Origin of the sequence: Pseudomonas coleopterorum (genome assembly GCF_900105555.1) — a bacterium.
In the GTDB taxonomy this organism is placed as follows: Bacteria; Pseudomonadota; Gammaproteobacteria; order Pseudomonadales; family Pseudomonadaceae; genus Aquipseudomonas; species Aquipseudomonas coleopterorum.
Window position 1 is genome coordinate 1,216,476 of the sequence record NZ_FNTZ01000001.1, and the last position, 15,019, is coordinate 1,231,494.

Sequence of the window (15,019 nt, forward strand, 5' to 3'; positions counted from 1 at the left end):
TGGCGCTCTGATATTTAGCTGGATGCCTCAGATGCTCAATTATTGCTGGTTTCTACTGGCCGCGCTTTTCGAGATCGCCGGCTGCTACGCCTTTTACCTCTGGCTACGGCTGGATAAAAGCGCGTGGTGGGCAGTGGCCGGGCTGTTGAGCCTGACCTGTTTCGCACTGGTGCTCACCCGGGTCGAAGCAGCCTATGCCGGACGTGCCTATGCGGCCTACGGCGGCCTCTACATCGTCGCGTCGCTGGGATGGTTGGCAGTGGTCGAAAAGGTGCGTCCGCAGATGTTCGACTGGATGGGCGCATCGCTGTGCGTGCTGGGCGCGAGCCTTATCCTGTGGGGACCAAGATTGCAACAGGCCTAGACCTGTCGAGGGTTTGAAAGTATGTAAATATCCATACAAGATGATTGGAAGTGTATGGATTGATACAACTTGCTGACGCCTTACTCCTGACCAGCACGGATAAGTACGAAATATCTGACAGGGAATTTACTAACTTCCGTAGGCTTAAACTGTATTCCTCTGCTTGTCTTGTAGTGCGCGAAAACACAGTCCACCCTCAATAGGCATTCATTTGAGGGAACAAAGCCATGCTGGTATTGACGCGACATGTGGGCGAGCTCATCTCCATCGGCGATGACGTGTGGATCAAGGTACTGGACGTGCGCGGCAACACCGTGCGCTTCGGCATACAGGCACCCAAGGACGTGGAGGTGCACCGTGCCGAGGTCTATCGACGAATCCAGGAGAAACACGGCAAGCACGCCAAGCAGGTGCCTGTGGTGTAGGTCTCAGTCGAACAGCTCCGGCGCTATGTCGTGCTTGAGCATGAGCGTGCATTGCTGGCTTTCCGGGTCGAACACGATGAACGCCTGTTTCTTGCCCAGCGCATGACGCACGCGTTCGACGCGGGTCTGCAGCGGCGTTTCGTCGCCGTTGTCGGTCCCGTCCCGAGTCACGAAGTCTTCGATCAGGCGGGTCAGGGTGTCAGCTTCGAGATGGTCGTAGGGAATCAGCATGTTCGGTGCTCGCAGGGTAGGCGCACAGTGTAACAGTGCCGCGCCACCCGTTGCCCGAAGCCTGATGGCAAGGCTGAGGTGGCGCGGGCACTGACCAGCGCATCAGGCTTCTCAGCTACTGGTTTTCTGCCCCAGTACGTCTTCTACCGCGGGCACGCGAGTGTCCGACTCCATCTGCGCATCGTGCTCCAGTTGATGGCTGAAGCGCTCGAGCGATCCGGTGTTGGGCTTGGCATCGCTGGCGAACACCGGCGGGCTGAGCATGTAGGCCGTGAGAATTCGGCTGAGCGCACTCAGGCTGTCGATGTGGGTGCGTTCATAGCCGTGGGTGGCATCGCAGCCAAACGCCAACAGCGCCGTGCGGATGTCGTGGCCGGCGGTGACGGCGGAATGGGCGTCGCTGAAGTAGTAGCGAAACAGGTCGCGCCGTACCGGCAATTCGTTTTCATCGGCTAGGCGCAACAGGTGCCGCGACAGGTGATAGTCGTAGGGACCACCGGAGTCCATCATGGCCACGCTGACGGCATGCTCGCTCGACTGCTGGCCCGGGGCGACCGGCGCGATGTCGATGCCAACGAACTCACTGACGTCCCAAGGCAACGCAGCTGCCGCACCGGAGCCGGTTTCCTCGGTGATGGTGAACAGCGGGTGACAGTCGATCAGGGGCTCGTAGTCGCTCTCGACGATCGCCTTGAGCGATGCCAGTAGCGCCGCAACACCGGCCTTGTCGTCCAGATGGCGGGCGCTGATGTGGCCACTGTCGGTGAACTCGGGCAATGGATCGAACGCCACGTAGTCGCCGATATTCACGCCCAGCGATTCGCAATCGGCGCGGGTCGCGCAATAGGCATCCAGGCGCAGTTCGACATGATCCCAGCTCACCGGCATCTGGTCGATGGCAGTATTGAAGGCATGACCGGAGGCCATCAGTGGCAGCACGCTGCCTCGAATCACACCGTTGTCGGTGAATACACTGACCCGGCTGCCCTCGGCGAAACGGCTCGACCAGCAGCCCACCGGAGCCAGCGACAAGCGCCCGTTGTCCTGCACGGCGCGCACGCTGGCGCCGATGGTGTCCAGGTGCGCAGACACGGCACGGTCCGGCGAATTCTGCTTGCCCTTGAGCGTGGCGCGAATGGTGCCGCGGCGGGTCATTTCGAACGGAATGCCCAGTTCTTCGAGACGCTCGGCCACATAGCGCACGATGGTATCGGTGAACCCTGTAGGGCTGGGAATGGCGAGCATTTCCAACAGCACTTTCTGCAGATACTGAATATCCGGTTCGGGAATTTTGGAAGTCATGGAAACTCCTGAGGTGGATAGAGGTGACGGCGAGGGTGTCACGGGCCCGGTAAAACAGGGGCATGGTGCCTGCACGGTTGACCGGGCAGGCACCATGCACGGCCGCTACATCGGGCGGCTATGGGGGAACAGCAGGTCGACGAAGCGCTCTGCCGTGGGTTGCGGTTCGTGGTTGGCCAGTCCTACCCGCTCGTTGGCTTCGATGAACACGTACTCCGGCTGGTCGGCAGCCGGCACCAGCAGGTCCAGACCCACCACCGGGATGTCCAGTGCGCGGGCTGCGCGCACCGCTGCGTCGACCAACACCGGATGGAGGATCTGCGTGACGTCTTCCAGGTGCCCACCGGTGTGCAGGTTGGCGGCCTTGCGCACCGTCAACGCCTGGCCGCTGGGCAGGATGCTGTCCATGTCGAAACCGGCGGCCTGTACGGTACGCAGGGTTTCCTGGTCCATCGGAATGCGGCTTTCGCCCCCGGTGGCGGCCTGGCGACGGCGACTCTGCACCTCGATCAGGGTACCGATGTTGGTGTGCCCGTCACCGATGATCTGTGCGGGACGGCGGATGGCCGCAGCGACCACTTCGTAGCCGATGACCACGATGCGCAAGTCGACGCCCTCATGGAAGCTTTCGAGCAGCACTCGGCTGTCGAACTGGCGCGCGTGCTCGATGGCCTCCTGTACCTCCTCCAGCGTACTCAGGTCAACGGCCACACCGTTGCCCTGTTCACCGTCCAGCGGCTTGACGACCACGCGACTGTGTTCATCCAGAAAATCCTGGTTGTCGTCGGCGCTGCCCGCGAGCTGCTGCGACGGCAGGCTCAGGTCAGCCGCCCGCAGCACCTTGTGGGTCAGGCTCTTGTCCTGGCACAGGGTCATGCTCACCGAGCTGGTCAGGTCGCACAACGACTCGCGGCAGCGGATCCGCCGACCCCCATGGATCAGGGTGAACAGGCCGGCCTCGGCGTCGTCTACCTGCACGTCGATGCCGCGACGAAACGCTTCGTCGACGATGATCCGCGCATAGGGGTTGAGATCGGCCTGCGGGCCGGGCCCCATAAACAACTTCTGGTTAATCCCGTTCTTGCGCTTGATGGCGAAGGTGGGCAGGTTGCGAAAGCCCAGCTTGGCGTAGAGATTCTTCGCCAGACGGTTGTCATGCATGACCGACAGGTCCAGGTAGGCCAGACCACGGCTCATGAAATGCTCGACCAGATGCCGAACCAACACTTCGCCCACGCCCGGACGCGTGCAGCGCGGATCGACCGCCAGGCACCACAGGCTGCTGCCTTTTTCCGGATCACGAAAGGCCTTGGCATGGTTCAGTCCCATGACGCTGCCGATCACATGGCCGGTGTCTTCGTCTTCGGCCAGCCAGTAAACCGGACCGCCCTGGTGACGAGGTGTCAGCAGGCTTTGATCGATGGGGAGCATCTTGCGCTTGAGGTACAGCTGGTTGATGGCCTGCCAATCGTCTTCGGTTTGCGCCCGGCGAATGCGGAACCCACGGAAGACGCGCTGTGCCGGCCGATAATCACTGAACCACAGGCGCAGCGTGTCGGACGGATCGAGAAACAGCTGCTGCGGCGCTTGGGCCAACACCTGCTGGGGCGCGGCCACGTACAGAGCAATGTCGCGCTCGCCCTGCTGCTCGTTGAGCAGTTCGGCAGCCAGTGCTTCGGGGTCCGGATACGTATGGCCGACGAGCAGCCGTCCCCAGCCGCAGTGCAGCGGGCGCTGTTGCAGTTCGTCGCTGTTGCCGTCTTCGGCGAAGCGCGCCTGCAGCCGCTCGTACGACGGCGACTGGCCGCGCATCAGGCGCTGATTGAAGGCCGTGGCGTGAGCTTTCATCGATCAGAGTCCTTGTTCGCTGAGCCACAGATTCAACGCCGCCAACTGCCACAGCTTGGAGCCGCGCAGTGGCGTGAGCTGACCTTGCGGGTCGGTGAGCAGGCGGTCGAGCATGTTCGGGTTGAACAAGCCGCGGTCCTGGCTGGGGTCCAACAGCAGGTCCCTGACCCAGTTCAGCGTATCGCCCTCCAAATGCTTCAGGCCGGGCACCGGGAAATAACCTTTCTTGCGGTCGATAACCTCACTGGGAATCACCAGCCGCGCCGCTTCCTTGAGCACTTGCTTGCCGCCGTCAGGCAGCTTGAACTTGCCGGGAATCCTCGCCGAGAGCTCGACCAGGCGGTAGTCCAGAAACGGCGTACGCGCTTCCAGGCCCCAGGCCATGGTCATGTTGTCGACCCGCTTGACCGGGTCGTCGACCAGCATCACTGTGCTGTCCAGGCGCAACGCCTTGTCCACCGCCGCATCGGCACCGGGCATGGCGAAATGTTCGCGCACGAAATCGCCGGCTGCATCGTTGGCCGTCAGCCACTTGGGCGCGACGGTTGCGGCGTAGTCATCGTAGCTGCGGTCGAAGAAGGCATCGCGGTAGGCCTGGTACGGATCGCTGGCGCCGTCCACTTGCGGGTACCAGTGGTAGCCGGCGAACAGCTCGTCGGCGCCCTGGCCGCTCTGCACCACTTTGCAGTGCTTGGCAACTTCGCGTGACAACAGGTAGAAGGCGATGCAGTCGTGGCTCACCATCGGTTCGCTCATCGCGCGGAACGCGGCGGGCAGTTGCTCGATGATTTCGCGTTCTTCGATGCGCAGTTGGTGATGCTGAGTACCGTAGTGCTTGGCAATCAGGTCCGAATACTGGAACTCGTCGCCGCGCTCACCACCGGCGTCCTGGAAACCGATGGAGAAGGTCGACAGGTCCTTCACGCCCACTTCACGCAACAGGCCCACCAGCATGCTCGAATCGACACCGCCCGAGAGCAGCACGCCTACGTCCACGGCGGCCCGCTGGCGAATGGCAACCGCTTCACGGGTACTTTCCAGCACGCGGTCGCGCCAATCTTCCAGAGTCAGGTTGGCTTCATCGGCATGAGGGCCATAAGGCAGGGTCCACCAGGTCTGCTGTTCGGTCTTGCCGTTGGCGTCGATGCGCATCCAGGTCGCAGGCGGCAGCTTTTCGATGCCCGCGATCAATGTGCGCGGCGCAGGCACCACGGCGTGAAAATTCAGATAGTGATTCAGCGCCACCGGGTCGAGTATCGGGCTGATGTCGCCACCCTTGAGCAACGCTGGCAGGGCCGAGGCAAAACGCAGGCGCTTGTCGGTGCGCGACAGGTACAAGGGCTTCACGCCCAGCCGGTCGCGAGCGATGAACAGGCGCTGGCTGTCGCGCTCCCAAATGGCAAAGGCGAACATGCCGTTGAGCTTGGGCAGCAGCTTTTCGCCCCAGGCGTGGTAGCCCTTGAGCAATACTTCGGTGTCGCCACCGGAGTGAAAAGCATAACCCAGCGCTTCCAGTTCGGCGCGCAGTTCGGGGAAGTTGTAGATGGCGCCGTTGAAGGCCAGGCTCAAGCCGAGATGGGCATCGGTCATCGGCTGCGCGGAGCCGTCCGACAGGTCCATGATCTTCAGCCGACGGTGGCCCAGGGCAATCGGCCCTTGCGCCTGAAAGCCCCAGGCGTCCGGGCCGCGTGGGGCCAGGTCGTGGGTGATGCGTTCCACGGCCGCAAGGTCCGCAGGTTGAAAATCGAAGCGCAACTCACCAGCTAATCCGCACATAAGTCCTTACCGGTTTTTCCGTTGGGGAACGGCCGATGGAAGTTCGGCCAGGTATGAAACTGACCGAGGCAGGTAGCGAGAGTTTTAGATCGATCGGTTATAAGGGAGCTGTTCGCTGGGTAGCCATTCGCGGGTAGAACCTGCTCCCACAGGGGTGTGGTGCCTGAGGGTTACTTGAGATTGCCGCTGAGAAACTGCCGCAGGCGTTCGCTTTTCGGGCTGCCCAGTACCTGTGCAGGCGAGCCTTCTTCCTCGACCAGGCCCTGATGCAGGAACAGCACCTGGCTGGACACTTCACGGGCGAAACTCATTTCATGGGTGACCATGATCATGGTGCGGCCTTCCTCGGCGAGGCCCTTGATCACCTTCAACACTTCGCCCACCAGCTCCGGGTCCAGTGCCGAGGTCGGCTCGTCGAACAGCATCACCTCCGGCTCCATGGCCAGCGCGCGGGCAATGGCGACGCGCTGCTGCTGGCCACCGGACAGGAAGGCCGGGTACTGGCTGGCCACGCGCTCCGGCAGGCCGACCTTGTCCAGGTAGCGCAACGCCCGTTCCCGCGCTTCGTCCTTGTCGACGCCCAACACCCGGCGCGGGGCCATGGTGATGTTGTCGAGCACGGTCATGTGGCTCCACAGGTTGAAGTGCTGGAACACCATGGCCAGACGCGTGCGCAAGCGCTGCAGTTCTTCGGCATCGGCGACGCGCATGCCGCCGCTGTCGGTGGTCATGCGAATGGCCTTGCCATCCAGGCTCATGGCACCGTCGTCAGGCTGTTCGAGGAAGTTGATGCAGCGCAGGAAGGTGCTCTTGCCTGAGCCACTGGCGCCGATCAGGCTGATCACGTCACCCGTGCTGGCCTTGAGCGAAACACCCTTGAGCACCTTGTTGTCGCCATAGCTTTTGTGTAGGCCATCGATGGTCAGTTTGTACATGCGCTACAGGTCCTCAAGGTTGAAGTAGATAGCCGCTGCGGCAGGCCTGGGTGCCGGCGACATGGGCGACCAGCATGCCGGCGGTGGCCGTGCGACGCAGCGAGCGGGCATACATCAGCCCCGGTTGGCGGTTGCGCACAGGGGTGACCGTATTGCTCAGCGGATCGATGATTTCGGCGATCAACTGCCCGGCTTCCAGGTATTGGCCGGGCATTACGCTGAACACCAGCAGTCCACCCACCGGCGCGGTCACCGGCTCAACGCCGGCCAGCGGCGTGGCAGCGGCAAGCAGGGCAGGCAAGGGTGCCGGCGTGCGGTCGATGGCCCCGGTGCTGGCCAGGTAGTCGAGAATGGCCTGACAGTCGCCGCTGGCCATGGGGTGGTTGACGTCACCCTGGCCGCGCAACTCGACGGTCACCGAAAAGCTGCCCATGGCGATCGGGAAACGCTCGGCAAAGCGCTGCTGAAGTTGCCACCAGAACAGACTGAAGCACTCGTCGAACGATTGCCCGCCCGAGTCGGTGGCCAGCAGGCTGGCCTGCGCGCCCAGGTAGCGTGCCAACGGCTCTACCAGCGGCCAGGCTTCGGGTGTGGTGTATAAATGCTGCACGGCCTCGAAATCGCAGTGCAGGTCCAGCACCATGTCGGCATCGCATGCCAGGCGCTGCAGAGTCAGGCGCTGAGATTGCAGAGCTGTGGTCGGCTGCAACTGGTTCAGTGCCTGGCTCAGGTGCGTGCGGATCAACGCCGTATTGCGTGCCTCATCATCACCCAGCAGCGGCTCGACGGCGCAGCCAACCTGATCGGCCAGGTCGACGAAACGGCGATTGAAATTCTCGCCGGTTTCCAGCTCGTAGCGGCCCAGCGGCGTGTCCATGACGATCTGATCGAGCCCGGCGGGATTGGCGATCGGTACGATGACCACCTGCTGGCGCAGCAGCCCTGCGTCCTCCAGTTCGGCCAGGCGCTGGCGCAGGTGCCAGGCGACCAGCATCCCTGGCAACTCGTCGGCGTGCAGCGAGGCCTGGATATAGACTTTGCCGGCACCCGTCGGGCCGTAGCTGAAGCTGTGGATCTGGCGCGCGGTACCGGGCAGGCGAGCCAGCAATTCATGAATGTCGTGTTGCATGTTCAGGTCCTAGTGCGTCGGGCCGAGAAAGGCCAGCCAGCGGCGTTCGGCCAGGCGAAACAGTCCGACCAGGGCAAAGGTGATGGTCAGGTAGATCAGCGCGGCGATGCCGAAGGATTGGAAGGTCAGGAAGGTCGCCGAGTTGGCGTCCCGTGCGACCTTGAGGATGTCCGGGATGGTGGCTGTGAATGCCACCGTGGTCGAGTGCAGCATGAGGATCACTTCGTTGCTGTAGTAGGGCAGCGAACGGCGCAGGGCCGACGGCATGATCACGTAGGCATACAGCTTCCAGCCGCTCAGGCCATAGGCCTTGGCCGCCTCGACCTCGCCGTGGTTCATGCTGCGGATCGCCCCGGCAAAGATCTCCGTGGTGTAGGCGCAGGTGTTCAGGGCAAACGCCAGGATCGTGCAGTTCATCGCGTCGCGGAAGAAGTCGTTGAGCAGGGGCTGCCCCCGCACGGCTTCCAGGCTGTAGATGCCGGTGTAGCAGATCAGCAGCTGGATATAGAGCGGCGTTCCGCGGAACAGGTAGGTGTAGAACTGCACCGGCCAGCGCACCCAGCGCCGGCTCGAGACGCGGGCGATCGACAGCGGTACCGAAACCACGAAGCCGATCACCAGCGAGGCACTGAGCAGCCATAGGGTCATGGCCAGGCCGGTGATGTTCTGGCCGTCGGAATAGAGGAACGGCCGCCAGTATTCTTGAAGAAGTTCGATCATCGCAGCGCCTCCCGGGTGCCCGCGCTGTAGCGTCGTTCAAGCCAGCGCAGGGCGATGTTGGACGCACTGGTGATCAGCAGATAGATGAGCGCGGCCAGCACCAGAAAATAGAACAGTTGATAGGTGCTCTTGCCGGCGTCCTGGGCGGCCTTGACCAGATCGGCCAAGCCGATGATCGAGACCAGCGCCGTGGCCTTGAGCATGACCATCCAGTTGTTGCCGATGCCGGGCAGGGCATAACGCATCATTTGCGGGAAGACCACGTAGCGGAAACGCTGCGAGCGCTTGAGGCCGTAGGCCGTGGCCGCTTCGAGCTGGCCGCGCGGCACGGCGAGCATGGCGCCACGGAAGGTTTCGGTGAAATAGGCGCCATAGATGAAGCCCAGGGTAATGACCCCGGCGGCGAAAGGATCGATCTCGATATAGTCCCATTCAAGGGCTTCGGTCAGGCCGGTCAACCAGGTCTGCAGGCTGTAGAAAATCAGCAGCATCAGCACAAGGTCGGGTACGCCGCGGATCAGGGTCGTGTAGAGCTGGGCAGGGACGCGCAGCACTGCCGTACCGGACAGTTTGGCGCTGGCGCCGATCAGCCCCAGCACCACGCTGACCAGCAGCGACAGCAGGGACAGCTTGATGGTCATCCAGGTGCCTTCGAGCAGCAGCGGGCCAAAGCCCTTCAAACTGAACGCAGACAACCCGAGTTGCTGTAAAAGGTCGTCGAACATGAATCTGGCCTGTGCCGGTCAAAAAAACGCCCATCCCCGAGCGGGAATGGGCGCTGTCACAGCGGGATTTACTTGCCGCTGTACAGGTTCAGCTCACCGAAGTGTTTCTTCTGGATTTCGGTGTAGGTGCCATCATCGTGTAACGCTTTGATACCTTTATCGATCAATGCCTTGAGTTCCTTGTTACCTTTGGCGATACCCACGGCGGTCTTGGACGGCAACAGCTCGCTGTCGATCGGCTCGCTGACTTCATAGCCGGCGCCCTGTGGCGACTTCAGGAAGCCCAGCTCGGCCTGCAGCATGTCCTGGATCGAAGCGTCGAGGCGACCCGAGATCAAGTCGGCGTAGACCTGATCCTGGTTCTGGTAGGCCTGGGTCTTGATGCCTGCCTTGTCCAGCACGGCCTTGGCGTAGGCTTCCTGGATGGTGCCCTGTTCGTAGCCTACGGTCTTGCCCTTGAGCGAGGCCAGGTCGGTGCTCAGGCCTGCACCTTTCTTGAACACCAGCGAGGTCGGGCCGGAGAACAGTTCGTTGGAGAAGTCGATGACTTTCTCACGGGCAGGGGTCACGGTCATCGAGGAAATCACGCCGTCGAACTTCTTCGCCTTGAGGCCTGGAATCATGCCGTCGAAATCGCTTTCGACCCATTTGCAGGTGACCTTCAGCTCCTTGCAGATGGCATTGCCCAGATCGATGTCGAAGCCCACCAGGCTGCCATCGGCTGCCTTGGATTCGAACGGGGCGTAGGATGGATCGACCCCGAAACGCAACTCCTTGTATTCCTTGGCCATCGCGCTGCCGGCCGAGAACGCCAGGGCCAGAGCAGAAAGGGTCAGCAATGCTTTTTTCATCGTGCAGTCCTTAAAACCAGTTGAATGCGTTGGGTGAGGGCGATGTGCGTTACCGGCGAGTGCCAGACATCATTCTGATAGCAATTTCCGCACCATAGTCCCAGTGCAGACCGGCTTGAGTAAGGTTGTGTCGCGTCGCTGCAACTTTTCCGCGGGCTCGCACGCGTCGGCTCGCTCGAAGCGCGTGCCATTGGTACAGCAATGCCCCGAAATAATCCATGGCAAAAAAATGCACCGTGGCGGTGCATTCAATAGGTCAGGCCAGGAGGTCCTGCAGGGTTGCCAGACTGTCGGCTTCGGCCACCGGTTTGTCATGGCGCCAGCGCAACATGCGTGGAAAGCGTACAGCGATTCCGCTCTTGTGACGCTTGGACAGGGCGATGCCTTCGAACCCCAGTTCGAACACCAGCGTCGGCGTCACGCTACGCACCGGGCCGAATTTCTCCACGGTGGTCTTGCGCACGATCGCGTCGACCTTGCGCATCTCTTCGTCGGTCAATCCGGAATAGGCCTTGGCGAACGGCACCAAGGTACGCTCGGACGCTTCCGGCGGACCGTCCCACACGGCAAACGTGTAGTCGCTGTACAGGCTCGCCCGGCGCCCATGGCCGGCTTGGGCATAGATCAAAACTGCGTCGACGCTGAAGGGGTCCACCTTCCACTTCCACCAAGTGCCCATGTCCTTGGTCCGGCCCACCCCATAGAGTGAATCGCGCGCCTTGAGCATCATGCCCTCGACCCCCAGTGCCCGCGACGCCTCGCGCTGTCGGCTAAGGTCGAGCCAGTCGGCGCCGGTCAGTACCGGCGAGGGACGCAGTACCGGATCGGCCGCTTGCGCGATGACCTGTTCCATCTGTGTGCGACGTTCGTGTTGCGGACGGCTGCGCCAGTCTTCCCCGTGCCATTCGAGCAGGTCATAGGCGAGCACCACCACGGGAATCTCTTCGAGAATCTTCTTGCTCAAGGTCTTGCGACCGATGCGCTGTTGCAGCAGAGCGAACGGCTGCACCGCCGGTGCATCCGCCGAGGTGCTCGATGCATCGTCCAGGCTGAAATCCTCGGGCGCCACATCCGCCGGTGGCGGAGTCTTCCAGACCACGATCTCGCCGTCGATCACGGTGCCGTCGGGCAGGCTCGCGGTGAGGGAATGCAGCTCTGGAAAGCGATCCGACACCAGCTCTTCGCCTCGCGACCAGATCCACAGGCGTCCGTCCCGCTTGACCAGCTGCGCACGGATCCCGTCCCATTTCCACTCCACCTGCCAGTTACTGCTGGGACCTAGCAGGGTGTCGAACTGATCGACCGGTTGTTGCAGCGAATGAGCGAGAAAGAACGGGTACGGCTGGCCGCCACGCTGGGCATGCTCGTCCGAGGATTCCTCGGCGATCAGTTTGAGGTAGCTGTCGGCGACCGGACGGTGCGAAAGGTCGGTGTAGCCCACCAGGCGCTGGGCCACGCGTTTGCTGTCCAGCCCGGCCATCTGCGCCAGCGCTCGGGTCACCAGCAGTTTCGAAACGCCCACGCGGAAGCTGCCGGTGATCAGCTTCAGGCACAGCATCAGGCTGGCACGATCAAGCTGGGCCCACAGCGGCGGCAAGCGCTCGTGCAATTCTTCAGGGGGTAGCCCGCGCAGGGGCAGCAGGGCATTCTCCAGCCACCAGGCCAGGCCTTCGTCACTGGTCTGTTCGGCTTCGGGCAGCAGCAGCGAAAATGTCTCGGCCAGATCGCCTACCGCCTGATAACTTTCTTCGAACAGCCATTCGGGCACATTCGCCAGCTTGATGGCCAACTCGCGCAAGACCTTGGTCGGCACCAGTTGCCGGGGACGGCCGCCCGAGAGGAAATACACCGCCCAGGCGGCATCGGCCGGCTGCGCCTCACGGAAGTAGTCTTCCAGAAACTGACGCTTGGCATTGGTCGAAGTGGTCTCGTCGAGATTGGCATACAACTGGGCGAACGCTTTCAAGACGTGGCCTCCTGAGGTTCCTCTTCGTCACCGTATTCGGTGGTGAAGCCCTGGGCGTCCAGACCGATGTCGCGCAGGTAGCGCACCAGCACTTCCACCGAACCGTGGGTGACCATGACTCGCTCCGCCCCGGTCTGCTCGATGGCCCACAGCAGGCCCGGCCAGTCGGCGTGGTCGGACAGCACGAAGCCACGGTCCACGCCGCGACGCCGACGGGTACCGCGCAGACGCATCCAGCCACTGGCGAAAGCATCGCTGTAGTCGCCGAAACGGCGCATCCAGGTGCTGCCCCCAGCCGAAGGCGGCGCGATGATCAGAGCATTGCGCAACGCCGGGTCGGTTTTCTTGAAGTCGCCGGCGTACTGGGTTTCCGGGATGTAGACGCCGGCATCACGGTAGACCCTGTTTAGCGGCTCCACCGAACCGTGCGCCAGGATCGGCCCGATGCTGGCATCGATGCCGTGCAGCAAGCGCTGAGCCTTGCCGAACGCGTAGGCGAACAGAACGCTGGCTTTGCCTTGCTCGGCGTTGGCACGCCACCACTGATTCACTTCCTCGAAAATCTCCGCCTGCGGCTGCCAGCGATAGATCGGCAGGCCGAACGTCGATTCGGTAATGAAGGTGTGGCATTGCACGGGTTCGAACGGCGCACAGGTGCCGTCCGGCTCGACCTTGTAGTCGCCCGAAGCGACCCACACCTCGCCTTTGTATTCCAGGCGGACCTGGGCCGAGCCCAGCACGTGTCCGGCTGGATGAAAGCTCAGCGTCACGCCGTTGTGCTGCAGGACTTCCCCGTACTCGAGCAACTGCAGATTGATGTCCTGGCCAAGACGGGTGCGCAGGATGCCTTCGCCCGGCGCTGCCGCCAGATAATGTTCATTGCCGGTCCGCGCATGGTCGCCGTGACCATGGGTGATCACCGAACGCTCGACGGGCCGCCACGGGTCGATATAGAAATCCCCGGCGGTGCAATACAAACCTTCGGGACGCGCGACGACTAGGTCCATGGCAGGTGGCCAGGTGATGGGTGTGTTGTTATGAGCGAGGAGGGCGGGGGAAAGTTCGGGTGCGAAGGCTTGAGGATAGATAGCTTGCATGAAGTCGGACGTAAGAAATGATCCTCGCTTCGTCGACGACGTGGTCGGCGTTCACGACTAAAACCGGTCGTCCCATCGCTGTGACTGATTTACAGTCGAAATGACGCAGACCGGCCTGGTTTCCAGCATTGCAAAATAACCCGGCAAACACGAAAATGAGAGTCATTATCACATGAGCCTTCCCAGGTTTGAGCCATGTCTTGCGTCGACCCCCTGCATAAACAGACCGTACACACCCTGTACCTCGATCATCATCGCTGGTTGTGTGGTTGGCTGCGCCAGCGCCTGGGCTGCGTCGATCACGCGGCTGACATGGCGCAGGACACCTTCATGCGGGTACTGACCCAGCGCAAGGCCCACGAACTGCGTGAGCCGCGTGCGTATTTAAGCACCATCGCACGTAGCCTGATGATTGATATGTTCCGGCGCCGCACGGTGGAGCAGGCGTATCTGGAAACCCTGGCATCCCGACCCGAAGCGTTGGATATTTCGCCGGAAACACGCCTTCTGATCATTGAAACGCTATTGGAAATCGACCGAATTCTGCACGGCCTCGGTGCTCGAACTCGACAGATTTTCCTGATGGCCCACCTGGATGGCTTGAGCTATGTGGAAATCGGTCGGCAACTGCAGGTATCGGTCAACACCGTCAAGAAACACGCGGTGCGCGCTTTGATGCATTGTTTGTTAGCCACCGAGGATTAAAACGTGGCACTGGAGACCGCGATCCTTGAAGCCGCCGCGCGCTGGTACGTCGATTTGCGATGTGATGACGCCGATAACGCCACTCGGGAAGCGCATCTGCGCTGGCTTGAGAGTGCGCCCGGCCATCGCCAGGCCTGGGAAAGGCTGATCCGATTACAGGAACGCTTTGATCGGATCGGCCCTGGAATGGCCGAGCCAACGCTCAAAAGTGCTCGAATCAAACGCCGCGAAGCGCTCAAGGTGCTGTCGCTACTGCTCGCGGCCGGAGGGGCTGGCACGTTGGCCTGGCGTAACACTGCCCTGCCGTCATTGATAGCAGATGAGCACACCATGACGGGTGAAAGCAAAAGCCTGTCCCTGGAGGATGGCAGTCAGGTACGCCTCAATACCGCCACCGCGGTGAACATCCACTTCGGCCCAAGCCTTCGCGAGCTGCAACTGCTCAATGGAGAAATCCTCGTGGAAACGGCGCGCGATTCTCTGGCACGGCCGTTTGTGGTGCACACCCAAGAAGGCAGCATCCGCGCGCTGGGTACACGCTTTATCGTGCGCCGCCTGGACGCTGGAACCCAAGTCTGCGTGCTCGAACAGGCCGTGGAAGTGCGCAGCGCAATTCTCACGCCGACCGTGCGGGTGGAGGCGGGCCAGCAAATGTGGTTCAACCAGGACCGAATGGGCAACGTGCAGGCTGCAAGCCTCGACGCCGACGCCTGGACTCGCGGCATGCTGGTCGTCAACAACTGGCGGCTGGAAGATTTGATCCTCGAGCTCCAACGCTACCGTCCCGGGCATTTGGGCTGTCAGGCGCAGATCGCAGAGTTGCGCATCTCGGGGGCGTTTCAGTTGCGCAATATCGATACGATCCTGGAAAACCTTTCCTCGACCCTGCCCGTGCGTATTCGCCGATTCAGCCGTTATTGGACGCGCGTGGAGTCGGTCTGAACC

Annotated in this window: 15 protein-coding genes; 4 read left to right on the forward strand and 11 right to left on the reverse strand. The window is 62.0% G+C overall.

The features are described from left to right. Nucleotides 1-31: 31 nt before the first annotated feature. A complete protein-coding gene (locus tag BLV18_RS05385; RefSeq protein WP_090356830.1) occupies nt 32-364 on the forward strand; it encodes a YnfA family protein in 333 nt (110 codons plus the stop codon). A 227-nt stretch (nt 365-591) separates the two neighbouring features. Beyond that, entirely contained in the window at nt 592-789 is a 198-nt protein-coding gene (csrA, locus tag BLV18_RS05390; protein WP_049861478.1) for a carbon storage regulator CsrA, read from the forward strand. Between the two features lie 3 nt (nt 790-792). Here the strand turns inward: csrA and BLV18_RS05395 are convergent, their stop codons facing one another. The 11 genes from BLV18_RS05395 to BLV18_RS05445 form a co-directional block, all read right to left on the reverse strand. After that, nucleotides 793-1,020, reverse strand: a complete 228-nt coding sequence (locus BLV18_RS05395) for a YheU family protein (RefSeq protein WP_043187253.1) — start codon at nt 1,018-1,020, stop codon at nt 793-795. 111 nt (nt 1,021-1,131) lie between these two features. Further along, a complete protein-coding gene (locus tag BLV18_RS05400; protein ID WP_056843330.1) occupies nt 1,132-2,322 on the reverse strand; it encodes an osmoprotectant NAGGN system M42 family peptidase in 1,191 nt (396 codons plus the stop codon). 105 nt (nt 2,323-2,427) lie between these two features. Beyond that, the gene (ngg, locus tag BLV18_RS05405; RefSeq protein WP_090356833.1) at nt 2,428-4,170 is read right to left on the reverse strand and encodes an N-acetylglutaminylglutamine synthetase; all 1,743 of its coding nucleotides are present in this window, start codon (nt 4,168-4,170) and stop codon (nt 2,428-2,430) included. 3 nt (nt 4,171-4,173) lie between these two features. Beyond that, nucleotides 4,174-5,946, reverse strand: coding sequence for an N-acetylglutaminylglutamine amidotransferase (locus BLV18_RS05410; protein ID WP_090356835.1), 1,773 nt, complete (start codon nt 5,944-5,946; stop codon nt 4,174-4,176). Between the two features lie 170 nt (nt 5,947-6,116). Then, a complete protein-coding gene (locus tag BLV18_RS05415; RefSeq protein WP_049861474.1) occupies nt 6,117-6,881 on the reverse strand; it encodes an ABC transporter ATP-binding protein in 765 nt (254 codons plus the stop codon). A 13-nt stretch (nt 6,882-6,894) separates the two neighbouring features. Next, nucleotides 6,895-8,010 carry a succinylglutamate desuccinylase/aspartoacylase family protein gene (locus tag BLV18_RS05420; protein WP_090356837.1) on the reverse strand — a complete coding sequence of 372 codons (1,116 nt, stop codon included), beginning with the start codon at nt 8,008-8,010 and terminating at the stop codon, nt 6,895-6,897. Between the two features lie 9 nt (nt 8,011-8,019). Beyond that, complete coding sequence (locus BLV18_RS05425) at nt 8,020-8,730, reverse strand: ABC transporter permease (RefSeq protein ID WP_090356839.1); 711 nt, start codon at nt 8,728-8,730, stop codon at nt 8,020-8,022. Beyond that, nucleotides 8,727-9,455, reverse strand: coding sequence for an ABC transporter permease (locus BLV18_RS05430; protein ID WP_090356840.1), 729 nt, complete (start codon nt 9,453-9,455; stop codon nt 8,727-8,729). The genes BLV18_RS05425 and BLV18_RS05430 overlap by 4 nt, the downstream gene beginning before the upstream one ends. A gap of 68 nt (nt 9,456-9,523) precedes the next feature. Next, nucleotides 9,524-10,306 carry a transporter substrate-binding domain-containing protein gene (locus BLV18_RS05435; protein ID WP_049861470.1) on the reverse strand — a complete coding sequence of 261 codons (783 nt, stop codon included), beginning with the start codon at nt 10,304-10,306 and terminating at the stop codon, nt 9,524-9,526. Nucleotides 10,307-10,562: 256 nt separating this feature from the next. Further along, entirely contained in the window at nt 10,563-12,272 is a 1,710-nt protein-coding gene (locus BLV18_RS05440) for an ATP-dependent DNA ligase (RefSeq protein ID WP_090356841.1), read from the reverse strand. Further along, nucleotides 12,269-13,279 carry a ligase-associated DNA damage response exonuclease gene (locus BLV18_RS05445; protein ID WP_090356843.1) on the reverse strand — a complete coding sequence of 337 codons (1,011 nt, stop codon included), beginning with the start codon at nt 13,277-13,279 and terminating at the stop codon, nt 12,269-12,271. The genes BLV18_RS05440 and BLV18_RS05445 overlap by 4 nt, the downstream gene beginning before the upstream one ends. 285 nt (nt 13,280-13,564) lie before the next feature. Here BLV18_RS05445 and BLV18_RS05450 point away from each other — a divergent pair, with 285 nt between their 5' ends. Together BLV18_RS05450 and BLV18_RS05455 are read left to right on the forward strand one after the other, a co-directional pair. Then, nucleotides 13,565-14,074: a sigma-70 family RNA polymerase sigma factor gene (locus BLV18_RS05450; RefSeq protein ID WP_090356845.1), complete on the forward strand. Its 510-nt coding sequence runs from the start codon at nt 13,565-13,567 to the stop codon at nt 14,072-14,074. A gap of 3 nt (nt 14,075-14,077) precedes the next feature. After that, on the forward strand, nt 14,078-15,016 hold the full coding sequence (locus tag BLV18_RS05455) for a FecR domain-containing protein (protein ID WP_090356847.1): 939 nt from the start codon (nt 14,078-14,080) through the stop codon (nt 15,014-15,016). Nucleotides 15,017-15,019 lie beyond the last annotated feature (3 nt).